This window comes from Anaerocolumna sp. MB42-C2, assembly GCF_030913705.1.
Classification (GTDB): domain Bacteria; phylum Bacillota; class Clostridia; order Lachnospirales; family Lachnospiraceae; genus Anaerocolumna.
In genome coordinates, this window is sequence record NZ_CP133190.1 from 4249102 (window position 1) to 4274164 (window position 25063).

Genomic DNA, 25063 nt, shown 5'->3' on the forward strand with positions numbered 1-25063 from the left:
AGAAAAAGAAAATACGTTATGTTAATACATATAGTACAGACAGAAATACATAATTGGGGAATGGTTGGGTGTACATGAAAAATTTTTCACGCAGTATTAAGGAATTTCGGATGAATAGCGTATTTGTCAGAATTTTTTTGTATATTATTATACTGGTCCTTGGCTCGGTTGGACTGGTATCTTTTTTTTCTTATGGGAAATCCTCTGATACGCTGATCAAAGAAGTGCAAGTCAATAATATGCTGATTCTTGCGCAGGCACAAAAAGGGATAGACCAGGAAATCAATGCACTGCAGTCCGATCTGATGCAGATGGCTTTGGCACGCAACCTGAATAAGGTGCTTTATTTGTCGCTGGAGCAAAGCTACCAGGAGACGGAACTGATTCAGGATTCCATTGCATATTTAAGTGCTTTGAAATCCAATAGTAATTATATTGCAGATATATGGTATTACCAGAAAAAGGCGGATATTGTATTGGGAACAGGAGGGAAATATCAAAAATCCCTCTTTCTTTCGGATGTCTGCGAGTATGCAGGTGACATGGACTGGGATGAAATATTTAACCAGAGCGGCTTCCGGGTTCTGGGAAAACAATCTGTTCACCATGGAATGTTTGATGTTCCTGTGCTGGTTTTTTCAGAATCATTGCCTTTTATCAATAAGAAACCTAAAGGAATGATTGTTGTCAATCTCAGTGAATCGCTGTTTAAAAAAGAAATGGCCAATTCCAACGATGAGAAAATCGTATTTGATTATGTTATTGATGCAGCTGGTAACGTGATATATACCAATGAGCAGTCCTATCCTGATTTTGAGGACCTGAGATTGATTCGGGAAGCCGTTGGGAGCAGATCCGCAGAGATGGAAAAACCGCAGGATACTGTGGAACTGTCCATTGAAGGAAAACCCTTTACGGTACAGTATGTGAAATCAAGTGTATTTGACTGGCTGTATATTTCTGTGATACCAACGGAATATATCACCAAAAGTGTAAACCAGATCAAAGAGTTTACTATGCTGATATCTGTCATCAGTTTTTTCCTGGCAGTAATTCTTACCTATTACATCGTGGCAGGACTCTATCAGCCGATGAATAAGATCATGAATTATATTAATATCATAGGCAGTAAGAAATCCGTGATGCGACACGGGAAGAATAATAACGAATTTACTTTAATCAATGGAATCATTGATTATGTCTATAAAGAAAATCAATCCCTGCAGGATAGTTTTGAAAAGAATAAACCCATGCTCCAGGATAAATATATTTATGATATTATTAACGGGCAGATCAGAAAAGATAACTTTATAGATTCTGGTGCCGATGTTGGGATTGTATTTCCGTTTCCATATTATCAGGTTATTGTTTACGAAATCGGTGACAGGGCCTCTATGGAGTTAAAAAAATACGGGAAGTCCTGTAAAGAATATGTGGAAGAGATGAATAAAATTGCGGAAGACTCACTGGGAGAACAGTGTAAGTGCTATTTCCTGGAAAAAGATGGTCAGACCATCGTATCCGTATTAAACGCAGAGAAGTCTTTTTACGAATTAAGTGGAATCAATAATTATCTAGGTAAGATTCAGAAGTATCTGGAGGAAAGCTCCGATGCACCTTATACTATAGGCGTGGGCCAGAGCTATGAAAATATCTGGAATTGCTATCTTTCTTTCATTGATGCATTAGAGACGTTAAAATATAAGAGTGTGAGGGGACAGAACACAATCATTTATATCGATGAAGTCAATAATATTTCCAATGCTGTGATTTTATATCCCATTGAGGAAGAAATGCAATTGATGACTGTGGCCAAATCAGGTAACCAGGCAGCAGTTTTTGGGATTCTGCAGAAAGTATATCAGGATAATTTTAAAGAGAAAAATGTTTCTCCTGAGCAGGTGGATAATCTATTCCATGCGCTGACAGGGACAGCAATCAGAACCATATTTGAGATGCGGCTGACCAGTGACAGGATTTTTGGGATGAAAGAAGATATTTATAACGAAATAGATAACAAAAAAGGTCTTGAAGAGAAAGAAACATATATCTCCTATGTATTTGAGATGATTACCAGATTTGCGGAAGAGAACAAGCATAGCCAGCAGAGTCATGTTCTGGAGAATATTCACCAGTATCTGGAGGAAAATTACAGCGAAGATATCTCATTGGACACAGTGGCGGAAGTGGTTAATCTCTCTACTTCCTACTTAAGTTTTATTTTTAAAGAGATATCAGGAAAGAATTTTGTGGATTATGTAAATGAATTCCGTATTGAAAAGGCTAAAATACTTCTGGAGGAGACTTCATTTAATATTTCACAGATAGCGGAAAAAGTTGGTTATAACAGTGCCAACAGCTTTAGTAAAGTTTTTAAAAAATATGTCGGTATCTCACCAGGACAATTCCGGAAACTATAACAGGGAAATACAAAGATGGTATTATTTGTGAAGCACATGCCATTCAGAAATATAAAAGGGCTGTTACACCGCTGATTTCATGATAATCAGCAGGAGTGACGGCTCTTTTTATCGTGGACAACTAAAAATCTGCAGAAACACTGGAGATCTGCATGAAACTGCCCGGCACGAAATCTAAAAAATGGACACTTGCAATCATAAGAATTTCCACAAATCCTAAAAAACGGAAGATTTACAGAAAGGGTCCTCTATGCTAATCTAGGTCACAAGCAAGGAGCATAGCGAATGCTTAATAAAAATTGTGAGGTGTGATGCATGGGAAATATGAGAAAGAAGGCCACTGGTGATCGGGCGAAAAAAGGACACAAGTTAGCCATTAGGAAATACGTTCCATTCTATATTATGTTTCTTCCGGTACTGATATATTATGTTGTATTTCGATATGTACCTTTGATTTTTGCTTTTATCATTTCAGTAGAAAAGTATAAGCCGGCGAAAGGAATTCTCCATAGTAAATTTATTGGTTTGGAATATTACCGCCAATTCATCAGTTCGCCGTTTTTCTTGAGACTGATTCGAAATACGTTAGGAATCAATTTCTTACAGCTGACGATAGGATTTGTGGCTCCGATTATCCTGGCGCTACTGTTAAATGAAGTGGGAAGAACGCGATATAAAAAAGCGGTACAGACTGTTACATATCTTCCGAACTTTATATCAAGTGTAGTAGTAGTCGGTATGGTGGTTACGTTCTTATCACCAAGCACAGGTCTGGTCAATAACATTCTGGCGGCCTTTGGAATGGAGAGGGTGAATTTCCTGACAGAACCAGGTTGTTTCTGGATTATCTATACTTTGATGACAATATGGCAGATGGCAGGTTACAGCGCTATTATTTATCTGGCATCACTAACGGGAATCAGCTCGGATATGTACGAAGCGGCCAGGATTGACGGCGCAGGAAGATGGAAGCAGCTATGGTATGTAACACTTCCTGGAATATCCTCCACGATTATACTGATGTTCTTAATGAAAATCGGAGGCATTCTGGATGTAGGTTATGAAACTATCGTACTTATGTACAATCCAAGTACGTACTCCACGGCCGATGTTATTGGAACCTATGTATACCGAAGAGGTATCTTGAATGGAGAATACAGTTTTTCTTCTGCAGTTGGATTTTTCCAATCCGTCATAGGTCTGTTGCTCGTTGTATTTGCAAATAAAGTTGCAAAGAAATATTCAGAGGCTAGTCTATGGTAAGGAGGAAAGCGTGAAATGAAAGATAGTAAAAGCAGGATTGTTTTTCAATGTATAAATTATAGTTTTCTGTTTCTTTTGATGGTTGTTGCCTTATACCCGGTACTTTATGTTCTGGCAGCATCCTTAAGCAGCTTTGAATTCCTTGCAAAGGGCAAAGTAGGAATTGTTCCAATGGGCTTTACCCTGGATGCATACAAAAGAATATTGTCTTACCCCATGTTGGGCCGGGCATATTTAAATACATTTTTCTATACGATTGCCGGTACTTTCATCAGTATGCTGTTATCGGCACTGGCGGCGTATCCGCTGTCCAGAAGACCATTTCCGGGACAGAAATTCATGTCAAGTGTAGTTGTGGTAGCTATGTTATTCAGCGCCGGAATGATACCAACTTTCCTGGTGGTCACAAAACTGCATATATATAACACGGTATGGTCCATTTTATTGCCTACCGCAGTATCTTCTTTTAATGTGGTACTTCTGAAGAATTTCTTTCAGCAGATACCCTACGAGCTGGAGGAGTCAGCATCGCTGGATGGCTGCAGCCAGATAATGATTCTGTTTCGGATTATTTTTCCTCTTTCCATGTCGGGACTGGTTACGGTTGGATTATTTTACGCTATAGCCCAGTGGAACAGCTATTTTCCGGCAATGTTGTATCTGCGGGACAGGACTTTAGTGCCTATGCAGATTATTCTGAGAGATATTGTTATTCAGAATCAGACCAATGAGTTAGCCATCGACCTGGTCAATGGTTCCGACCAGATCAGTGAATCCGTTAAATATGCAACAATCATGGTTGCCACAATTCCGATTATGATGGTATACCCGTTTATCCAGAAATATTTTGTAAAAGGAATTATGGTTGGCTCTGTAAAAGGCTGATAAACATGATGTAATATTAAAGAAAGGAGGCTGTAGGCAGGGGAAACAGGAAGTAAAGTAAAAACTATCAGGAATGAAAAAAAGGAGGAAGTATTTATGAAACGAGTAATTGCATTGGCATTGGTATTAATTTTAGCAATGTCCACACTAGCCGGATGCGGATCCACAGCATCTACAAATGGAAGTAATGGGGAAAATGGTGCAAAAAAAACTGAGGACCAAGCTGCCGGCACAAACGATGAAAAAAAAGAGGACATTACAATCAGTCTGTTCCTGCAGGATTCTGCTGACCAGGCAATCAGCACAGATTTACCGATCATTCAGGAAATTACAAAGAGGACAGGTGTGAATTTTGATTTCATAGCAGCGCCTAATACGGAGGATCAGTTCCGCGAAAAGTTTAATGTTACGGTTGCTTCCGGTGAGATACCGGATGTTATGGTCAGCACCTATCGGGATGATATGATGAAAGTTGCAGAGCAGGGAACCTTTGCTCCGTTAGATGAATATATTGACAAGTATGCACCGAACTTAAAGAAAATCCTAGACGAGCATCCGGAATATATCAGAGATTTAAAATCTACCGATGGACAGATTTATTTTCTTCCGTTTATCGGAGCCGTAAGAACCTTCAAGGTGTGGATGTTACGCGGTGACTGGCTGGAAAAATTAGGGCTGGAGGCACCAGAAACATTGGATGACTGGTATAATGTATTAAAAGCCTTCAAGGAAAAGGATCCAAACGGCAACGGAGAAGCAGATGAGATTCCATATACCACGAGAAATACACAGGCTGGTGTTCTTGCTTTTATGGAAGCATTCGGAATCAGTGGTTTTGAAGCAAATGAGCAGTTCTTTATCGAAGACGGTAAAGTAAAATATGCATATACTGATCCACGCTGCAAGGAAGCATTAACCTATATCAATAAACTATACAAGGAAGGTTTAATTGATCCAGAATATGCCACGAACGATACCAATGTATGGCTTTCCCGCATCACCAATGAAGTTTCCGGTTCATGCCAGGATACCACCGCACGTGCTTATTCTTTGGGAACACAGGTACAGGCAGCAGGTTCTAAAGATGCACACTTTGTAGTAGTAGCACCACCAAAGGGTCCGGATGGAACTCAGATGACTACCAGCCAGATGCAGCCAATCAGAGGTTACACAGCAATCAGTGCAGATTCAAAATATATCAAAGAAATTGTGCAGCTGTTCGATTATTTCTACAGTGAGGAAGGAAGCAGGTTAATGAACTTTGGTATCGAAGGCGAAACCTATAACATGGATAATGGCAAACCTGCTTATACAGATGCAATTGCACATGATCCGGAAGGAAGATCAATTCTTTCTATGCTGAATATTTACGGACATAGAGAATGGGCATATCAGCAGGACATCGGGTATGAAGATTCCTTACTTAATCCTGAGTATGTCAAATACAGAAATGAAATGGAACAGTATATCCGTCCGACCATTCCGGCATTATCCTTTACAGAAGAGGAAAGAGATGTGATCAACAGTACTTATCCGGAAATTCAGACCTATAAAGATGAAATGATCAACAAGTTCATCATGGGTAAAGAATCCCTCGACAATTTTGATTCTTTTGTATCAAAACTTGAAAACATGAAAATAGATGCTGTTCTCGCAGCAGAGCAGGCGGCATACGACCGTTATATTCAGTAAGGAAAGGCAATAGAGCGACTTTAAGGTTTTGTGTCAGCAAAGCTTTTGAGCCGTTCAAAACAAGTATGCCCTGGTGCATTTGAACAGTTAAACATCATAGATTGAAGGAGGAAATAATCTTGGATCTGAAACAACTTAGAAACCCTGTATGGGAGAGATCGGACAATTTGCGGGATCCGTCTATATATAAAACGGAGGAGGGGTATCATTTATTTTATTCCCGTTATTCCAATAAAGACTGGAGCAAACCCGAGAACTGGGCCATTGGTTATACCTTTACAAAGGATTTTGTACATTATGAACAGGATCGTGACATATCAGCAAAAGGATTTGCATCACCGGGAGATCTGATAATATGGAATGGAAAATATATTCTTCCCTACCAATCTTATCCCGAGACACCAACGATGCTTTGCTATAGTGTATCAGAAGATTTAAAAAACTGGACAGAACCGGTTTTCTTTCTAGAAGAAGCAAGAAACCTGCCCTGGAATCAGGCAGAGCGTGTGATAGACCCTACCTTTGTGGTGAGTGGGAACAGACTGCATTGTTTCTTTGTAGGAACCGATCGTATGCATTATGAAAGAGCAACAAATCTGGTGGGACATGCGTACACGGATGACCCGGAACTTAAGAAGTGGGTTATTACAACTGTAGACAGTCCGTTAATCGGCGCAAGCAAGGCAGCACCGGATGGAGCGGAAAATGTCACTGTTTATCGGAAACAGGATGAATGGGTCATGATTTACAGTGAGGGATTGTTTGAACAGCATCTTGCATATGCGGTTTCCACAGATCTTATACAGTGGGAGTTTAAAGGTAAAATTGATATTGAGGTACAGAACTGGATGACTGTTAGATATGGAGCACCTTATGTCTGGAAGGAGACAGAATGTTTTATGATGATTCTTATGGGTGAAGATAAAAGCAATCATACAACCTTTGGGCTGTTATCTTCCGTAGACGGAATCCATTGGAAAATGCTGAAAGAAAAATAAAGCCATTTAAGAATGAGCGAGGAGGGATTTTCATGAAAATTTATGTATCAGGCAAAGCAAGAGGCGGAGACGGGACAAAAGAATATCCGATGAACTCCATTGCACAGGCGGCGCGTTTTGCACGTCCGGGGGACGAGGTTATCGTAGCACCTGGTATTTATAGGGAATATGTTGATCCGGCGTTTGCTGGAACTAAAGAACAGAGAATCATTTATCGGTCAGAAGTTAAAAATGGCGCGGTAATCTCAGGCGCAGAGCGGGTCAGGACCTGGATACGGTATCAAGGCACCGTGTGGACAGCCAAAATTCCAAATGGTATTTTCGGAACCTATAATCCTTATACCGTTGAAATCTTTGGTGACTGGTACGATGCCATAAAACCATTACATACCGGAGAAGTATACCTTAATGATAAATCTTTATATGAGACAGATACACTGGAGGAGGTACTAAATCCTACTCCGTGCAGTGGTTCCTGGGATCAACCGGGCTCTTTTTACAAGTGGTATACGAAACAGGATGGAAATAATACTGTTCTGTATGCAAATTTTCACGACTTTGACCCCAACGCAGAAAATGTTGAAATTAATGTAAGAAGAAACTGCTTCTATCCGTCCAGGGAAGGCATAGGTAATATTACACTTGCCGGGTTTACAGTTACCAAAGCAGCTACCCAGTGGGCACCGCCGACTGCTTATCAGGAGGGTATGGTGGGACCTCACTGGTCGAAAGGTTGGATTATCGAAGATTGTGAGATTTCCCATTCCAAATGCAGCGGTATTTCACTTGGTAAATATCTGCAGCCGAATAATAATAATAAATGGGCTGTGAAACATACCAAGACAGGAACGCAGACAGAACGTGATGCGATCTGTCAGGCACAGCGGGAAGGTTGGACAAAAGAAAAAATCGGTTCTCATGTCATACGCCGTTGTAATATCCACGATTGCGGACAGACCGGTATTGTAGGACATCTTGGCGGCGTATTTTCAGTTATAGAAGATAATGATATCCATCATATCAATAACAAGCAGGACCTTGCCGGTGCAGAAATTGGTGGAATCAAGATGCATGCGGCCATAGATGTTATCATCAGACGGAACCGTTTCCATCATTGTACCCGTGGATTATGGCTCGATTGGCAGGCGCAGGGAACGCGCGTGACACAGAACCTGTTCTACGCCAATACACCGCCGGATGGAACGGTTATGTCAGAGAATTTATCCGTAGCGGAGGACCTTTTTATTGAAGTATCCCATGGTCCGTCCTTAGTGGATAACAATATCCTGTTATCCGATGTCGCAGGACGTTTCTGTACTCAGGGAATTGCTCTGGTACATAACCTGATTGCAGGCTCTTTTGCAGGTGTCGGAAGCGGTGTGGACAATGGCGGCAAGAAATTCCCCTCCCCGCGTTATACACCTTACCATGTTCCCCATAGAACAGAGGTGGAAGGATTTATGACCATCCTCCATGGCGATGCAAGGTTCTACAACAATATTTTTGTTCAGCAGCCGGTAAGGCAGCTTCTTGTGGATTATGCAAGAGAGAGACACTTAGATTCCTTAGATCAGATGAATTATATCACGGGAACCAAGCCATACGATGGATATCCGGATGCAGAGACTTATTTTGCAAAATTCCAAGAAGACAATTACAAGATCCGCGAGGAGAGAGATAAATATTACGATCATCTTCCGGTCTATACAGGAGGCAATATCTACTTTAATGGGGCAGAGCCTTATGATGGGGAAAAAGACTACGTGAAGGATGACCTGCATCACATAGAATTGCAGCTGGTGGAAGAGAAAGATGGTATTTTTCTCAAAACAAATTTGTTTCAGTATCTGCCGGATTCCAAAAACGAAGTTATCACAACGGAGGTGTTAGGAGAAGCCTTTGAACCGGAAGAAAAGTTTGAGCATCCTGATGGCTCACCAATTACATTTAACGAAGATTATCAGGGACAACACAGAGGCATCCATCCGATGAGCGGACCTTTTGAGATTACGAAAGAGAGGAAGGTTAATGTAGTACCTGTCTAGGGGTACTTTTTTACAACTGGTCCGGCAAAAGGAACATCCGGATAAGAATCCTTTTGACGATGATAAAGCGTGGGTTAACCCTAAAATCTGGGCTTAAAATAAAATAATTAAATTAATATCATATATAAAATGCTGTCTATAAGGGAGCTTGGTGAAACATCTGTTTCACTGAACTCTTTCCCAGGCAGCTTCTTGTTATTTTAAGGGTGAGAATCCCAAATTAGCAAAAAAACATTTTTCTTTAAAAATAAGGCTCGAAAATAATTGGCTAATATGTTATAATGTATGATAATACTGTGAAAAATACAAATATAATTATTACAATGAAAAGGAAGGGGCAGGATTATAGTATAAAACGGAGGTAATAAGATGTTAAACAATAAAAAAATCAGAATTATGACAAAACTTGCCTTGTATGAACAAAACGAAGGTAAAGAAGATATTAAGCTGGGTAAATACTATAAAACCGATTATGTAAGACTTCAGGTATTAAAAACAGTAGTATGTGTTACTATCGGTTATCTTCTTATTCTGTTTATGATAGGGATGTATAAGGCTGAATATATAATCAGTAAATTAGTTACATTTAATTTTGTCCGCATCGGACAATACCTTTTAGGATTTTATATCATAATAATGGCAGTATTTATAACCGGCTCAATCATCGGATATTCATTAAAATATGATAATTCCAGAAAAAGTCTATCAAAATATTATAAATCTTTGAAGAAATTAAGCAATTTCTATCAGGAAGAAAAAGTGAACGGATAGTTGGGAGGCAAACATAATGATGACATTTTTAGTACTTAGGTCAAGACTTAGAAGCCTTTATCAAAAGTATGAAATATATCTTGAGACGGTAGTAAAGTTTATTATAGCATTTGCGGTATTCCAGATAATTAATAATTCAATTGGTTATGACCACCGGATTAAACAGATATCCATAGTCCTTGTATTGTCGTTACTAAGTGCATTTACTCCATCAGCCATTATGGTTTTATTAGCCGCACTGGTAGCCATCGGTCATGTATATTATTTATCAAAAATCTTGTCCGTAATTGTAATACTTATTATGTTAATCATGTATTTTTTATTTATACGCTTTACACCTAAATTGGGTTATGCGGTTATCGCCGTGCCTGTTTTATATTTCTTAAAGATACCGTATGTAGTACCAATCGTGCTAGGATTGTTTGCGACACCTATCGCCATAGTACCTACTGCCTGCGGAGTAATTCTATTTTACTTATTCCAGGTTATACAGGAAGCAGCTACTATGCAGATTAGTATCAGTGTGGAAGATACCCTGCAATTATATACTTATGTTGTTGACAATTTAGTTGAAAATAAACAACTATTCATGACTATAATTATTTTTTCTTTAATAATTTTAATAACATACTTTATCAGACGTAAGAAATTTGACTATGCTCGTGAAATCGCTGTAGCTGCCGGGGCTTTAACCTGTATACTCGGATTTTTATTCAGTGATTTAAGACTGGATGTATCGGAACAGATCGGGATCATGATATTAGGTACGCTGATTTCCGCTATTTTGGCATTAATAATACAGTTTTTCCATCTTGCGTTGGATTACACAGGTGTGGAACATGTACAGTTTGAAGATGAAGATTACTACTATTATGTAAAAGCAGTACCTAAAATCAATGTAACAGAACCGCAGATAAACGTGAAACGTTTTAATACACAAAAAAATGCCGGATTAAGTCAAAGAGTATCCGGTAAATTAAACAATGAAGTATTATCAGAAGAGGAAGACGATTACGAAGAGGATTATGAGGATTACAAACTTGGAACCAGCAGTAAAGACGATGCAAAATAATAGTAACTAATAATACTATGTAAAGCAGGTGGTTATTATGGAGACGATTATAAGTTTTTTTCAAGATTATGTAGCATGGCTGTCACTTCCCAGAATAGGAATTACAGATATTTTTGAAATTCTTATTATTGCTTTTGCAATATATAATGTAATAACCTGGGTAAAACAGACGAGGGCCTGGATCTTAGTGAAAGGTCTGATTGTGTTACTGATTTTATGGATTATTGCCTCCATACTCGACTTAAATGTAATCTTATGGATCTTTTTTAAAAGTATTAATGTTGGAATTATTGCCGTTATTATTGTTTTTCAGCCGGAATTCAGAAAGGCATTGGAACAGCTGGGGCAGAATAATTTAGTAACACCGCTGTTTAACTTCAATGATTCAAAAGACAGAAGTGAGAGGTTTTCTGACCAGACAGTTGCAGGTATTGTAAAAGCTTCTTTTGAGTTGGCTAAAACGAAAACAGGTGCTTTAATTGTAATTGAAAAGGATATTTCATTAATTGAATTTGAAAAAACAGGAATAGCAATAGATTCCCTGATAAGCAGCCAACTATTAATTAATATTTTCGAGCATAATACTCCTTTGCATGACGGTGCAGTGATTCTTAGAGGTAATCGTATCGTGGCGGCTACCTGTTATCTGCCGTTAACGGATAACATGCATTTAAGTAAGGATTTGGGTACCAGACACAGAGCAGGTATCGGCGTCAGTGAGGTCAGTGACAGTTTAACAATCATTGTTTCAGAGGAAACCGGTAAGGTTTCTATAGCCACCGGCGGTGCGTTAATCCGAAACGTGGATGGAGATTATTTGCGTAATAAAATTAATTCCCTCCAAAATAAAGTAACTGATGTTAAGAAAATTAAATTATGGAAGGGAAGAGTTAAGAATGAAAGAAAGATTGACTAGAAACCCAGGTCTTAAAATTCTATCCCTGCTTATGGCATTTCTGGTTTGGGTCGTTATCTTAAATGTTGATGATCCGGTTACTCCGGGCTCTTTTAAAAACATAGAAGTTACGAAGATTAATGAAAATGCTATAGCTCAAAAAGATAAAGTATACGATGTGATTTCGGGAGATACTGTGGATGTGAAAGTGAAAGGTAAACGCCATATCATTGAATCCCTTAAAACATCGGATTTTCAGGCAGTTGCAGACCTTTCAAAGTTATCTATTGTGAATGCTGTCCCTATTAATATTACAATTCCCAAGTATGGTGACAGTGTGGAGATCTTACCAGAGAATTATACCATGCAGGTCAGCCTGGAAGATCTTGAAACGAAGCAATTTCGTATAGATGTCGTTACAACCGGTGACGTTTCAGAAGGATATTATATAAAAGAAAAAACTGCCAGTCCTAACATTATACAGGTTTCCGGTGCGGAATCAGTAATTAATAAGATTAAAGATGTAGTTGTGGATGTAAATGTAGGAAATGCCAGGGAGTCCTTTAAGAAAGCAGGTGTTGTTCCTAAAGTTTATGATAAAAACGGTACCCTGATGGACTCTGGTAAAATGAAATTAAGTTATGAGGCAGTGGATGTGTCGGTTGATCTTCTTAAAACGAAAACGGTTAATTTGTTCATTGATCTAAAAGGCACCCCATATCCGGGCTATAAATATGGGAAAGCTGACTATGAACCAAAGCAGGTAGTGATAGCAGGTGAACAGAGTGAACTTGATAAAGTACAGTATATAATGGGTGAATACTACATTGATAATCAGAGGACAGATATTGAAGATGAAGTGAATATAGCCGATTTTATCAAGAATGATGTAATCTTAATCGATGAAAATAAGACAGCCGTTATTAATGTTAAAGTTGAAAAATTAAAAAGTAAAGATATCAGTTATAATACCAGTGATATAGAATTAAGAAATATACCGGCAGGTTTGGCGGCAGTATTAAATGAAAATAGCATCATACAGGTAGAAGTTATGGGTGAAGATGATATCCTATCCAATATTAATAAATATACGTTAAAACCTTACATTGATTTAGCAGATACCAAGATAGGAACAAAGCAGTTCAATTTAGAGTTCATTCCGCCCGACAGCGGTTTAACTATTTCGAATACCAGCGTCAGCGTAACAATAACTGAAGCAGCCGGTTAGTAAAATAGCAGTCGGTTAACGGATTGAATACATACAAATAACCAAAGGCGGTTTATAGGAGGTAGAAGAATGGTAAGTGGTAAAGTGGTAGTTAAAAATCCTACCGGATTACATTTACGGCCGGCTGGAATACTATGCAAAACAGCCATAGAATTTCATTCCAGGATAAATATAAAATTTAAAGATACGACTGCCAATGCTAAAAGTGTCTTAGGAGTATTAGGTGCATGTATAAAAACCGGAGATGAAATTGAACTTGTCTGTGAAGGTGAGGATGAGAACGAAGCTTTAACTGCCCTTATAAAAGCCATTGAATCCGGTCTGGGGGAGTAATACAGACTGAGCTCCAGAAAATAATGGTTGTAATATTGGATTTACAATGATATAATGAAGAACACATAAATTAAACATAGCAAAGGAATGATAAGGATGGGGCTAGAATAGACAATGCCAAGTTATTTATTGTAAAAAAATACAGCGTGATATACCGACTCCGTAGTAAATAAACACTTCCAATTGGTAAATCCAGGTGTTTGTTAAACAGGCATTTGTGATTTACATGTTGCAATCAACCAGTGTAAAACATAAGGAGGATATACCATGTTGAATTTTAGTAGATATCAAAGAGTACCCGTAGTAAATTTGCCACAAAGAGAATGGCCGGATAAGCAGATAGAAAAAGCACCAATCTGGTGTAGTGTAGATTTAAGAGATGGTAATCAGGCATTAATTGAACCTATGGTAGTAGAAGAGAAGGTTGAATTTTTTAATATGCTGGTTAAATTAGGTTTTAAGGAAATCGAAGTTGGTTTCCCTTCTGCTTCTCAGATTGAATTTGATTTTTTAAGACAGTTAGTCGACAGAAAATTAATTCCTGATGATGTGGTTGTACAGGTATTAGTACAGTGCCGTGAACATTTATTAAAAAGGACGTTTGAAGCTTTGCAAGGCGTTAAAACCGCAATCGTTCATATCTATAACTCAACATCCACTCTTCAGAGGGATGTAGTATTTGGAATGGATAGAGAAGAAATTAAAAAGATTGCAGTAGAGGGAACTAAGCTGGTGAAAGAATATGCCAAGGATTTTCCTGGTAAAATCATATTAGAATATTCACCGGAAAGTTTTACGGGAACAGAACTTGACTTTGCATTGGATATATGCACCGCGGTTTCTGATGTATGGGAACCAACCCCTGATAATAAGATAATTTTTAATCTGCCTGCTACAGTGGAGATGAATACTCCCAATGTATATGCAGATCAGATTGAATGGATGAATAATCATTTTAAAAATAGAGATAGCATTATTTTAAGTGTACATCCCCACAATGACAGAGGAACAGGTGTGGCTGGCAGTGAATTAGCTTTACTCGCTGGTGCCGACCGTATCGAAGGAACTTTATTCGGCAACGGTGAAAGGACCGGTAATGTAGATATATTAACGATAGCCTACAATATGTTTTCTCAGGGTATTAATCCCGAATTAAATTTAGATAATATTAATGATATTATAGAGGTCTATGAACGCTGCTGTAAGATACCCGTACATGTACGGCATCCTTACGCCGGCAAATTAGTTTTTACAGCTTTTTCCGGTTCTCATCAGGATGCTATTAATAAAGGTGTTCGGGCTATGAATGAAAGAAAGAGCAAGATTTGGTCAGTACCTTATCTTCCTATTGATCCATCTGACATTGGTAGAAAATATGAGCCGATTGTTCGTATTAACAGCCAGTCCGGTAAGGGCGGTGTTGCTTTTATTATGGAAACTAATTATGGATTTAAACTGCCGAAAGGAATGCATAAGGAATTTGCCAATGTAATCCAGTCCATCTCCGAAAAGAGTGGTGAAGTGACTCCTGAACAGATTATGCAGGAATTCAAGAAAAATTATCTGGATATGAAAGAACCTCTTCATTTTAAAAAGTGCAAAATTGAAGATTTATCAGATAAAGATTCTGCAGGTGATGATTCCTTTGATACATTAACCGTTGTTACCTATACAGATAACGGCGTAGAAAAAGTATATGAGGCAACCGGTAATGGTCCTATTGATGCGGTACAAAGAGGCCTTCAGAAAGAATTAGGAATACAAATTAAAATTCTTGATTATTCGGAGCATGCACTTGGTGAAGGTTCTAATGCACAGGCAGCTGCTTATGTCCACATTTTGGATATAGAAAGCGGTAAAGCAGTTTTTGGTGTTGGTATAAGTTCAAATATAACCAGAGCTTCTATTAGAGCAGTCTTTAGTGCTGTGAACAGATTAAAAAAATAAATACTTCAGAATTATAGATTTTAGAATGAGGCTTAACAAATGGAGGATGCAGCACGTGCAAGTATACGTACTTGTTGTGTCCTCTGTTTTCTATTGTTTGGACATTTTTTAAGCAAACATGTAATTTGTCTTGGGATTACAATATATTTTAATACAATTGGATAAAACTTATATATCCTTATAAGTTAAAAATAAATAGAAGAAGAAAGGTAATGCGTACTATGAAAAAAGTTATTACTTATGGAACTTATGATTTGATTCATGTTGGGCATATTAATTTATTAAGAAGGGCAAAAGAATTAGGAGATTATCTTATTGTTGTTTTGTCTTCTGACGAATTTAATGCGATAAAACACAAAACCGCCTATCACTCTTACGAAGATAGAAAAATTATTCTTGAAGCAATTAAATATGTAGATGAAGTTATTCCTGAATACACATGGGAGCAAAAGGTAAAAGATGTTGTTGATAACAAGGTTGATGTTTTCGTAATGGGAGATGATTGGAAAGGCGAATTTGATTTTCTGAAAGACTATTGTGAGGTTGTCTATTTGCCAAGAACAGAGGGAATCTCTACTTCAAAAATAAAAAATGACCTACACTTAGGAAAAAAATAAGCAGGAGAAACTTACATGGTTATTCCATCACCTGATCTAGTAAAAAAGAAGATTAAAAAGAATATTAAGGAATTTAAAAAAGCTTTTAAAATAGCAAAAAGAATTGCTAAAACGGTCGTAATAGCAGCTTATAGAATAGAAACAAAGATAATTCCTGTTCAAAAGAATATGATAGTTTTTGAAAGTAATATGGGACGAAATTATACCGGTAATCCAAAAAGTATCTATGAAGAAATGGTACGAAAGGGATTAGATAAAAAATATCGCTGTTATTTTATGTTAGATGATATAAATACGTATATTCCAGGTAATGCTAAAAAGATAAGAAGGACAAGAACCTGGTATTTCTTTATTATGGGGGTAGCAGGGATATGGGTAAGCGACTGCAGGCAGCCAAACTATATAATTAAGCGGAAAGGTGTCCATTATATTCAGACCTGGCATGGAACACCGCTAAAAAAATTAGCGCTGGATATGGACTCCGTCAATATGGCCGGAGAAACTGATATTGAAAAATACCATCATAACTTTTATAAAAATACCCGGACGTGGGATTATTTAATATCACAAAACAAGTTTTCTACTGAAGTATTCAGAAGAGCGTTCGCTTTTGATAAGACCATGTTGGAAATTGGCTATCCGAGAAATGATATATTATTTTATGGTAACAATTCGGAAAATATTATTAGGTTAAAGAAAAAGATGGGATTACCCCTTAATAAGAAGATTATTTTATATGCACCTACCTGGAGAGATAATGAGTATTTCGAAAAAGGTGCTTATAAATTCAGCCAAGCTCTGGATTTTGATTTATTCAGGGAAAAGTTGGGTCAGGATTATGTGTGCATCGTTAAGTACCATTATCTGGTAAAGGAAAACCTGGATTGGTCTGCATACACAGATTTTGTTTATAAATATGATATGTGCGATGATATAGCAGAATTATATCTGGTTTCCGATCTGCTTATAACAGATTATTCTTCCGTAATGTTTGATTACAGTTTATTAAAGAGGCCGATGTTTTTCTTTACTTACGATTTAGAAGAATATAAAAATGAATTGAGAGGTTTTTATTTTGATTTTCTAAAAGAAGCTCCGGGTCCGATTTCTTGTACTACAAAGGAACTGATTCATTCTATTCTTTCCTATCGTGCAGAAGATTATGCGAAACAATATGAAACATTTCATAATAAATATAATCACGTTGATAATGGGAAAGCCTCTGAAAAAGTAGTACAGTTGATTCAGGATCTCTATGCAAAGTCCTAATCTAAATTAAAATAGGATATGATTCAGTTTAAAATAACTGTGGAGAAAGGTAATTAGGTATGATCAATAAATGGAAAAGTATATTAAAAATCAAGGTAAAAGGAATTTCTCACAGCCTTCAGGCCACGGTAGAAAAAAGACAGGTGAACTCAAGACTTGATAATTATGATCCCGGCGCTATAAGCAATAATAAGCCTTCTAAAATTAATAAAATCACATTTGTAATAGAACGTATGGCAAAATATAGCGGAGGTCAGACTTCCATATTAAGATTAGGAACAGAATTATCTAAGTTGGGATATCAAGTAGGTTATATCGTATATAAACCTCAGACAAAATCTGATATGATAGAGTGTTCTTCCAGTAATTTGAGCAATTATGAGGGAGAAATGTATACGAACAAGTATCTGGACAAGTTGAATTCTGATATTGTTATAGCCAGTTCCTGGGATACGGTTGCTTTTGCTAAAAAAATGAAAGGTTATAAAATGTATTTTATACAGGATTACGAACCTTATTTTTATTCTTTTGGAGAGCTGTTTTTAATGGCTAAAAAAACTTATGAGCAAGGACTTCATATGGTAAGTTTGGGGCCATGGAATAAAGAAATGGTGGAGAAAAACTGTAAGATTATCTCCCCTGTGGACGAGATCGAATTTCCTTATGAGAGCCGTGAATATCCAACCTGTAATCGAGATTATGCTGCCTATGCAAAGAAAAAAGAATTTACACTGGCAGTATATTTAAAATATTACGGTAAAAGGTTGCCATGTATAACTCAATATTTATTAAGACAAGTTAAAGAAGAGTTTAAAAGAGATGGCATCACTCTGAATATTAAATATTTTGGAGAGGATAAAAGCTTTCGTTGTGATGCAGGAGAAAATCTGGGCATGTTATCGAAAAAGGAATTACTTTCATTGTATAAAAGATCCGATTTTGGTATGGTAGCTTCCATGAGTAATATATCCCTTGTGCCTTATGAAATGTTAGCTACCGGATTACCGTTAATTGAGTTTGAAGATGGCACATTTCCTTATTTCTTCCCTGATAACAGTGCAATCCTGACTTCACTTTCCTATAAAGATTTATATCTTAAAATGAAAGAAGTAATTAAGAAACCGCAGATATTAGAAGAAATGCATAATACTTCGGGTGATTACCTGAAATCTTTAAGCTGGCAGAAATCCGCGAAAGAATTTAGTGATATTTTAAACGGATTACTATAGCTTATGACATTGCCCTTAAATACAATGATAATGTTTGGAGCGTTAGGTGAAAATGAAAAGCAATTTTCACTTTCTATTTAGACATTTTTGCAAGTAAACTTGTGAAATGCATGGGGTGTAAGATGAGAAATCGAATAAAGCAAATGTTACCCAAATGGGTGTTGGAAATATTAAAAAACATAAGATATGTCTGGATTGTAACATTATTTCATATATTTCATCTCTTTCCGATCCGAAAAAGAAGTGTTGCAATCTGTAATATATGGGGGTTTGGAGATAATGCGAAGTATGTTGCAGAAGAATTAGCAAAGCAAAAGGATAAAGTAAACAGTCTTGATATTTATTTCATTGCGAATCATCCGGATTCTGCTTATGCGCCCAAAGGAATTACGGTACTAAAGACTAATTCTATAAGAGCTATCTTTAACTTGGCCACAGCAAGGGTCTGGGTTGATAATAACCGTAAAGAAAATTACATACGAAAAAGAAAAGGGCAATATTATATACAGACCTGGCATGGAGGTATAGCCCTGAAAAAAATAGAAAAAGATTATGCGGATAAATTAGGACCAAAGTATATAACCAACGCTAGAAGAGATTCTGCAATTACGGATCTTTATATATCCAACAGCAATTTCTGTACTAAGATGTACCGAAACAGCTTCTGGTATACAGGGGAGATATTAGAATGCGGTAGTCCAAGAAATGATATTCTGCTGAATCCTTCAAATCAGACACAGTCTAAAATCAGGACACGTCTTGGCGTAAACCCTGAGGTAAAAATAGCTGTTTATGCCCCTACTTATAGAGAAGGGGATAATAATACGGAACCTTACCAATTGGATTTTAATACATTATTAAAAGCTTTGGAAGATAAATTCGGTGGTAAATGGATTATTGCAGTCAGACTGCATCCTTTAGTTTCCGGACAGAGCGGGTTTATAAGATATAATACTAAAATAATCAATGCATCTCATTACAGGGATATCTACGAGCTGATGGCGGTGAGTGACCTGCTAATAACGGATTATTCCAATATAATGTTTGAATTTTCATTTATGAAAAAACCTGTGTTTTTATATGCCTCAGATGTAGAAGAATATGAGAAAGAAAGAGGGTTTTATTTTAATTATCAATCTCTTCCATATCAGAAAGCAGTTACAAAAGAGGAATTGATAACAAATATCAATAATTTTGATTATAATAATTATTTAGAGAATATTGAAGCATTTTTAAATAAACTAGCAATATATGAGAATGGTTACGCCTCTAAACAAGTAGTGGAAAGGATTATTAAGACCATAAAACATTAATTTAAAGTGTTACAATATGATAAGGCTTATTTATCAAATATTCAAAAAGCCCCAGGAATTAAGTGTCATCTACTAATTCCCGGGGCCTTTATATCTACTTAAGCTATTATAGTTTGTTATCTTAAGCTATTATATATTTTGTTATCTAAGATCTATCATAGTTTTCTATTTATATGAAGTTATTAATTAAATACTATTTTTTACCTGTTATTTCAAGAATCTTCCCACTGGTTTCCTGTACTTTAGCAGAAGGTACGTACGCGTCATCATCAAATAAAAACTTATGGAGTTTGGTTACATTAGCAGCTAAATCGACCGGAAAAACATAAGAAATTTTATTATAATATTCAGCTACATTATCAAACGGAAAACCGGTTTCATCTACGATATTATAAGAAAGAATATCCTTAGCGAGACTTAACATATCCATAGAATCCAAATTGGTATAAATCTGTGGAAAGATTTCATTCACAATGGAATTGATGGTCAATATATCTGCCTTTTTAGCTTTTTCAAAAATCTTTTGAATAACAAGCCTTTGACGTTCGGCACGTTTAAAATCACCTCCGGCAGTGTACCTGATTCTTGCATAAGCCGTTGCGTGGGTACCGTTAACTAACTGAGTGCCGGCTGATTTCATCTTGCCTACGTTAGTTCCGTTTATTTTATTTAATTCTTTGGTATAACCATTGACATATTTTAATTCCTCTTTCGTTATATCCAGAGTGATTCCGCCTAACAAATCAATTACTTTACATACGGAATCAAAATTTACGGTAAGGTATTCTTTTACATCTAAGTCAAAGTTTGTATTAATAGTATTTAATGCCAGAGGATAACCACCTTTAAAATACGCCGCATTAATTTTATCAAAACCCTTACCCGGTATATCAGAATAAGTATCGCGATAGATGGATGCTAATTTGATATCTTTTGTTTTCCGGTTTATACTGGCAATTACGATGGTATCACTATGGGTACTCTTTTCAAGTGCATTATCTCTGGAATCTACGCCAAATATGGCTATATTACGGTAACCGCCGATTTCCTCACTATCTATGCTGTTAGTTACAATGGCTCCATCTCCGCTGGTATCCAATTGTGTTTTACCAGTAATAAAAATGAAATAACCAAATCCAACGACTACTATTAAAAGTATTAAATCAATAAACAGAAGTACCTTCCTTTTTAATCTTTTTCTCTTTTTTTTCTTACTCATAAAGCTATCCTGACCCTTCTAATTTTGAATGGGCTGCCGTAAAAATGATTTAGTAACATTTTTATATCCTGTCACTAAATCATTTTTGCGGCAAGCCCTATTATTTCCGCGAAAGCAAAGTGAGAATTAGCAAGCTTGGTTGCAATAATTCGAACGCCCACGCGAACCGAAGAAACTGACAAAGCGTGTTTCTTCCGGTTTTTAATATGCATTTTTATTAATAAATCCGTTAAATACGGTAAGAAACAAAATTTTGAAATCTAACGCAAAAGTCCAATTCTCAATATAATACAAATCACATTCGATTCGTTTGCGGATGGAGGTATCTCCGCGAAAACCTTTAATCTGTGCCCAGCCTGTCATTCCCGGCTGAACCTGATGTTTAATCATGTAACGAGGAATTTCTTCCTTAAACTTGTCTACAAAAAACGGTCGTTCCGGACGGGGACCCACTAAACTCATTTCACCTTTTAATACATTAAATAACTGCGGTAATTCATCTATGCTGGTTTTACGAATAATCTTGCCGATCTTAGTAACACGGGGATCGTTAAAGGTTGTCCAGGCTTTTTTCTCTTTGGTTTCCGTCTGCACTTCCATAGAACGGAACTTGTACATTTTGAACTCTTTATTATGCCGTCCTATCCGTACCTGACTGAATATAACCGGACCCGGTGAAGTGACTTTAATGATAATAGCAACTGTTATCATAGGTATTCCAAAAATAATTAATGCACAGATACAACCAAATAAATCAACTGCCCGTTTAATAACACGGTTAAAGGTATTACTCAAAGGTACATTACGAATATTGATAACCGGTAGGCCATCAAGATCCTCAGTATAGGGAACAGTGGGGAAAAAGTTCTGGTAATCCGGTATAAATTTAGTGTGTACGCCTGATTTTTCGCAGATACCTACAATACGTCCCAGTTTTGAGTATTCATCAATGCTTAAGGTAATAGCGATTTCATCCAGTTGGTTTTGGGGGAGTATTTCTAACAGATCATCAATGGATCCAATGACCTTAATGTTCTTATATAAGGTTCCACGTTCCATGTTATCATCCAGAATACCGTGGATGTAATATCCCCATTGAGGATTTACCAGAATACGGTCAATATATTCTTCCGCAGCGCGGCTGTAACCGACTAAAACAATATGTTTTAAATTATAGCCTTTTTTGCGGGCTGTTTTCAGGGAATAGTCTAATATGGCACGAAAACCCGTATCCAGTATGATATTTACAATGAAGAAGATAAATATCATGTAACGGGAATAATTACTTTCCTTTATTATATAAAGAATAAAGGTGAAGTAAAAGGTACCTAAAAAATTAGCTTTAATAATATTCCAAAAACTGATCCGTTTACTTTGCACACGTTTCGGCGTATACAAATTACATAAATAATAAATAATTAAATAACCCGGTATTAAAAAGAATAATATTGTGGAGTATTCAGGAAGAGTATAAAACCAGGCATTCGGGTCCCATTTCAGCAGTCTGCGCAGCGGGCTGTAAAACCTTAAATAATAGGATACAACATAGGATAACGCCAGTAAAAATCCATCAATTATTACATGAACTCTATTAAATGTCTTTTGATTATCTTTTATCATAATTATCACCATAGCCGGTAGAAAGGCATTCTTATATCTTGGTATATTCTACTAAAGTATTGTCATAAAGCATCACTAATATAATACATGATTCAATGCCAATCCACAATATACAAAATTCTTAATATTTAATGTAGGAATCTTAAGAATTAGAAACAGGATGTATATACAAGCTGAAATACAAGCCGGATGCAAACACAAATATTTTCATTTATTTTCACAAACTATACACAAAATACTGTTAAAATAAAACCATAAAATAATAAATTAAGTTTATTTCTTGATATATGAAAAAAGGTACGATAAATATAAGTAACGTCAGGAATGGGTACCTTAAGAAAGGATGGAGCGTTTCTATGTCAGATGATTTTTTAAATAACACAAATAACTCAAATAACCAAAATAATCAGAATGATCAGTCCAATTCCAATACACAATATGACCAGACGAATCAAAGTGGTACCGGATTTCATCATTTTGAAAACAATAATAGTAGCAGTATTACAGGCAGTGACAATGAAGATTATACTGTTAAATATACAAGTAATGCTGCACAAAATAGTCCAATTGGTGTGGGTCAAAATATAACAAGTGATTTAACTCAAAATAATTCAGGTGAGGGGAGTCAGAATACCTCTGCTCCTTATAGTTTCTGGGCCGAGCAGATTGCAGCTTCTAACCCGAATGAATCAGGCTCAGCTTATCAAAGCGAACAGTTTTCCAGTTCTTATAATAATAACCCAAGTCATGTATTTGAAATGTCAGAAGAAAATGGAAACATAAGGAAAAAACCCAATGTATTCAAGAGGGCAGTTAAATTTGTATTAGGAGCAGCGGTTTTTGGTGTTGTTGCAGGAGCTTGTTTTCTTGGTTTTAACCTGGCTTATTATGAAATTAATCCGGATGCGGCTCCGATTTCTATTCGTGCCTATGGGGATAAGGGAGCTTTTGGGGGATTTCAGTTAAGCTTATCTGATTCTGTAAATAAAAAAATAGCAGCAACTACGGTATCACAGGAAGGAATTCAGCAAAAAACCGATGTTACAGATGTAGTAGATGCTACAATGCCATCAATCGTAACGATTACCACTACTTATACGCAATCCTATGACTGGTTTGGACAACAGTTTGATCAGCAGAACGAAGGCGGTGGTTCCGGTATTATCGTAGGTAAGAATGATAAGGAATTATTGATAGCAACCAACAATCATGTTGTTGAAGGAGCAGATCCTATTAAAGTAAAATTTATAGACGGCACCGAAGCAACTGCGATTATAAAGGGAACTGATGCGGTAGCAGACCTGGCGGTTATTTCTATAGATCTTAGTACAATTAAAGATGCTACTCTTTCTACCATAAAAGTAGCTAAACTAGGTGATTCGAAATCGGTTAAAGTCGGCGAAATGGCTATAGCAATTGGTAATGCATTAGGATACGGACAATCTACAACTGTAGGATATATCAGTGCGAAAGACAGAAAAGTAAAATTAGAAGACAAGACGATGGTATTGTTGCAGACCGATGCAGCGATAAATCCAGGTAACAGCGGTGGCGCACTATTAAATCTCAATGGAGAAGTAATTGGTATAAACACGGTTAAATATGCTTCCAGCGAAGTTGAGGGCATGGGTTTTGCCATTCCTATTTCAAGAGCTTTACCTATAATAAATGAATTAAAAAACCGTGAAATATTAAAAGATACTGAAAAAGGATATCTTGGTGTATATATTGAAGATGTAACGGAAGATATAGCAAGTACCTACAACTGGCCGGTAGGTGTTTATGTCAAATCTACTGTAGAAGGCGGAAGTGCTGAAAAAGCAGGTATTATTGCCGGAGATATTATCACAAAAGTAAATGACACAGAAATAACTGCAGGTACACAATTAAGAGAGAAAGTAACCTCCTATAGAGTAGGTACGGATATAAAAGTAACAGTTATGAGAAGTGCTAACGGTAAATTTACAGAAAAACAGATTACTGTAAATCTGGGTAAAAATCCGGAGACGAAAAAAAATTAATTCTATAATGATTGAATAATTAATTTATCAGGTTAAAATAACCGGGGATTGCTTTAACGTAGAGAAAGGATAAGAAATTTTACGGGAAAGCATTATCCGGTTATATTTAATTTTAAGAAACAATACCGATTTTTCAAATAATTTACATTTCTAGTGAAATTTGTATTTATTTGTGTTAAAATAGAAAAAGAAGAAAGACTTCATTATAATACTACAGTGACTGAAT

Annotated in this window: 19 protein-coding genes; 17 read left to right on the plus strand and 2 right to left on the minus strand. The window is 36.6% G+C overall.

Annotated features, from left to right (window positions below):
* Nucleotides 1–110 precede the first annotated feature (110 nt).
* The 16 genes from RBU59_RS19035 (at nucleotide 111) to RBU59_RS19110 (ending at nucleotide 19977) form a co-directional block, all read left to right on the plus strand.
* Nucleotides 111–2420, plus strand: coding sequence for an AraC family transcriptional regulator (locus RBU59_RS19035; protein WP_308144058.1), 2310 nt, complete (start codon nucleotides 111–113; stop codon nucleotides 2418–2420).
* A gap of 315 nt (nucleotides 2421–2735) precedes the next feature.
* Nucleotides 2736–3683: an ABC transporter permease gene (locus RBU59_RS19040; RefSeq protein ID WP_308144059.1), complete on the plus strand. Its 948-nt coding sequence runs from the start codon at nucleotides 2736–2738 to the stop codon at nucleotides 3681–3683.
* 15 nt (nucleotides 3684–3698) lie between these two features.
* On the plus strand, nucleotides 3699–4568 hold the full coding sequence (locus RBU59_RS19045; RefSeq protein ID WP_308144060.1) for a carbohydrate ABC transporter permease: 870 nt from the start codon (nucleotides 3699–3701) through the stop codon (nucleotides 4566–4568).
* Between the two features lie 96 nt (nucleotides 4569–4664).
* Nucleotides 4665–6260, plus strand: a complete 1596-nt coding sequence (locus RBU59_RS19050; protein WP_308144061.1) for an extracellular solute-binding protein — start codon at nucleotides 4665–4667, stop codon at nucleotides 6258–6260.
* A gap of 119 nt (nucleotides 6261–6379) precedes the next feature.
* On the plus strand, nucleotides 6380–7258 hold the full coding sequence (locus RBU59_RS19055; RefSeq protein ID WP_308144062.1) for a hypothetical protein: 879 nt from the start codon (nucleotides 6380–6382) through the stop codon (nucleotides 7256–7258).
* A 32-nt stretch (nucleotides 7259–7290) separates the two neighbouring features.
* Nucleotides 7291–9303, plus strand: a complete 2013-nt coding sequence (locus RBU59_RS19060; protein ID WP_308144063.1) for a right-handed parallel beta-helix repeat-containing protein — start codon at nucleotides 7291–7293, stop codon at nucleotides 9301–9303.
* 369 nt (nucleotides 9304–9672) lie between these two features.
* Nucleotides 9673–10074, plus strand: a complete 402-nt coding sequence (locus RBU59_RS19065; protein WP_308144064.1) for a hypothetical protein — start codon at nucleotides 9673–9675, stop codon at nucleotides 10072–10074.
* Nucleotides 10075–10090: 16 nt separating this feature from the next.
* Entirely contained in the window at nucleotides 10091–11146 is a 1056-nt protein-coding gene (locus RBU59_RS19070) for a hypothetical protein (protein WP_308144065.1), read from the plus strand.
* 37 nt (nucleotides 11147–11183) lie between these two features.
* Entirely contained in the window at nucleotides 11184–12062 is an 879-nt protein-coding gene (cdaA, locus tag RBU59_RS19075; RefSeq protein ID WP_308144066.1) for a diadenylate cyclase CdaA, read from the plus strand.
* Nucleotides 12043–13269, plus strand: a complete 1227-nt coding sequence (locus RBU59_RS19080) for a CdaR family protein (RefSeq protein ID WP_308144067.1) — start codon at nucleotides 12043–12045, stop codon at nucleotides 13267–13269. The genes cdaA and RBU59_RS19080 overlap by 20 nt, the downstream gene beginning before the upstream one ends.
* 69 nt (nucleotides 13270–13338) lie before the next feature.
* Nucleotides 13339–13602: an HPr family phosphocarrier protein gene (locus RBU59_RS19085; protein WP_308144068.1), complete on the plus strand. Its 264-nt coding sequence runs from the start codon at nucleotides 13339–13341 to the stop codon at nucleotides 13600–13602.
* A gap of 267 nt (nucleotides 13603–13869) precedes the next feature.
* Complete coding sequence (gene leuA, locus RBU59_RS19090) at nucleotides 13870–15549, plus strand: 2-isopropylmalate synthase (protein ID WP_308144069.1); 1680 nt, start codon at nucleotides 13870–13872, stop codon at nucleotides 15547–15549.
* A 221-nt stretch (nucleotides 15550–15770) separates the two neighbouring features.
* Entirely contained in the window at nucleotides 15771–16166 is a 396-nt protein-coding gene (tagD, locus tag RBU59_RS19095) for a glycerol-3-phosphate cytidylyltransferase (RefSeq protein WP_308144070.1), read from the plus strand.
* A 15-nt stretch (nucleotides 16167–16181) separates the two neighbouring features.
* Entirely contained in the window at nucleotides 16182–17435 is a 1254-nt protein-coding gene (locus tag RBU59_RS19100) for a CDP-glycerol glycerophosphotransferase family protein (protein ID WP_308144071.1), read from the plus strand.
* A 59-nt stretch (nucleotides 17436–17494) separates the two neighbouring features.
* On the plus strand, nucleotides 17495–18664 hold the full coding sequence (locus RBU59_RS19105) for a glycosyltransferase family 1 protein (protein ID WP_308144072.1): 1170 nt from the start codon (nucleotides 17495–17497) through the stop codon (nucleotides 18662–18664).
* A 122-nt stretch (nucleotides 18665–18786) separates the two neighbouring features.
* A complete protein-coding gene (locus RBU59_RS19110) occupies nucleotides 18787–19977 on the plus strand; it encodes a CDP-glycerol glycerophosphotransferase family protein (RefSeq protein ID WP_308144073.1) in 1191 nt (396 codons plus the stop codon).
* 193 nt (nucleotides 19978–20170) lie between these two features.
* On the opposite strand, the gene RBU59_RS19115 is transcribed toward RBU59_RS19110, so the two are convergent.
* A complete protein-coding gene (locus tag RBU59_RS19115; RefSeq protein WP_308144074.1) occupies nucleotides 20171–21196 on the minus strand; it encodes an LCP family protein in 1026 nt (341 codons plus the stop codon).
* A gap of 201 nt (nucleotides 21197–21397) precedes the next feature.
* The gene (locus tag RBU59_RS19120) at nucleotides 21398–22816 is read right to left on the minus strand and encodes an undecaprenyl-phosphate glucose phosphotransferase (protein WP_308144075.1); all 1419 of its coding nucleotides are present in this window, start codon (nucleotides 22814–22816) and stop codon (nucleotides 21398–21400) included.
* A gap of 356 nt (nucleotides 22817–23172) precedes the next feature.
* Between RBU59_RS19120 and RBU59_RS19125 the strand changes: the two genes are divergently transcribed.
* Nucleotides 23173–24837, plus strand: a complete 1665-nt coding sequence (locus tag RBU59_RS19125) for a S1C family serine protease (RefSeq protein ID WP_308144076.1) — start codon at nucleotides 23173–23175, stop codon at nucleotides 24835–24837.
* Nucleotides 24838–25063 lie beyond the last annotated feature (226 nt).

Excerpts from the sequence above, each read along its gene's own strand:
- RBU59_RS19105 (WP_308144072.1), top strand. The coding sequence starts at position 17,495 with ATGATCAATAAATGGAAAAGTATATTAAAAATCAAGGTAAAAGGAATT.
- RBU59_RS19100 (WP_308144071.1), top strand. The coding sequence starts at position 16,182 with ATGGTTATTCCATCACCTGATCTAGTAAAAAAGAAGATTAAAAAGAAT.
- RBU59_RS19080 (WP_308144067.1), top strand. The coding sequence starts at position 12,043 with ATGAAAGAAAGATTGACTAGAAACCCAGGTCTTAAAATTCTATCCCTG.
- RBU59_RS19070 (WP_308144065.1), top strand. The coding sequence starts at position 10,091 with ATGATGACATTTTTAGTACTTAGGTCAAGACTTAGAAGCCTTTATCAA.
- RBU59_RS19110 (WP_308144073.1), top strand. The coding sequence starts at position 18,787 with ATGAGAAATCGAATAAAGCAAATGTTACCCAAATGGGTGTTGGAAATA.
- RBU59_RS19060 (WP_308144063.1), top strand. The coding sequence starts at position 7,291 with ATGAAAATTTATGTATCAGGCAAAGCAAGAGGCGGAGACGGGACAAAA.
- RBU59_RS19045 (WP_308144060.1), top strand. The coding sequence starts at position 3,699 with ATGAAAGATAGTAAAAGCAGGATTGTTTTTCAATGTATAAATTATAGT.
- RBU59_RS19065 (WP_308144064.1), top strand. The coding sequence starts at position 9,673 with ATGTTAAACAATAAAAAAATCAGAATTATGACAAAACTTGCCTTGTAT.
- RBU59_RS19120 (WP_308144075.1), bottom strand. The coding sequence starts at position 22,816 with ATGATAAAAGATAATCAAAAGACATTTAATAGAGTTCATGTAATAATT.
- tagD (WP_308144070.1), top strand. The coding sequence starts at position 15,771 with ATGAAAAAAGTTATTACTTATGGAACTTATGATTTGATTCATGTTGGG.
- cdaA (WP_308144066.1), top strand. The coding sequence starts at position 11,184 with ATGGAGACGATTATAAGTTTTTTTCAAGATTATGTAGCATGGCTGTCA.
- RBU59_RS19035 (WP_308144058.1), top strand. The coding sequence starts at position 111 with ATGAATAGCGTATTTGTCAGAATTTTTTTGTATATTATTATACTGGTC.
- RBU59_RS19050 (WP_308144061.1), top strand. The coding sequence starts at position 4,665 with ATGAAACGAGTAATTGCATTGGCATTGGTATTAATTTTAGCAATGTCC.
- leuA (WP_308144069.1), top strand. The coding sequence starts at position 13,870 with ATGTTGAATTTTAGTAGATATCAAAGAGTACCCGTAGTAAATTTGCCA.
- RBU59_RS19115 (WP_308144074.1), bottom strand. The coding sequence starts at position 21,196 with ATGAGTAAGAAAAAAAAGAGAAAAAGATTAAAAAGGAAGGTACTTCTG.
- RBU59_RS19040 (WP_308144059.1), top strand. The coding sequence starts at position 2,736 with ATGGGAAATATGAGAAAGAAGGCCACTGGTGATCGGGCGAAAAAAGGA.
- RBU59_RS19085 (WP_308144068.1), top strand. The coding sequence starts at position 13,339 with ATGGTAAGTGGTAAAGTGGTAGTTAAAAATCCTACCGGATTACATTTA.
- RBU59_RS19125 (WP_308144076.1), top strand. The coding sequence starts at position 23,173 with ATGTCAGATGATTTTTTAAATAACACAAATAACTCAAATAACCAAAAT.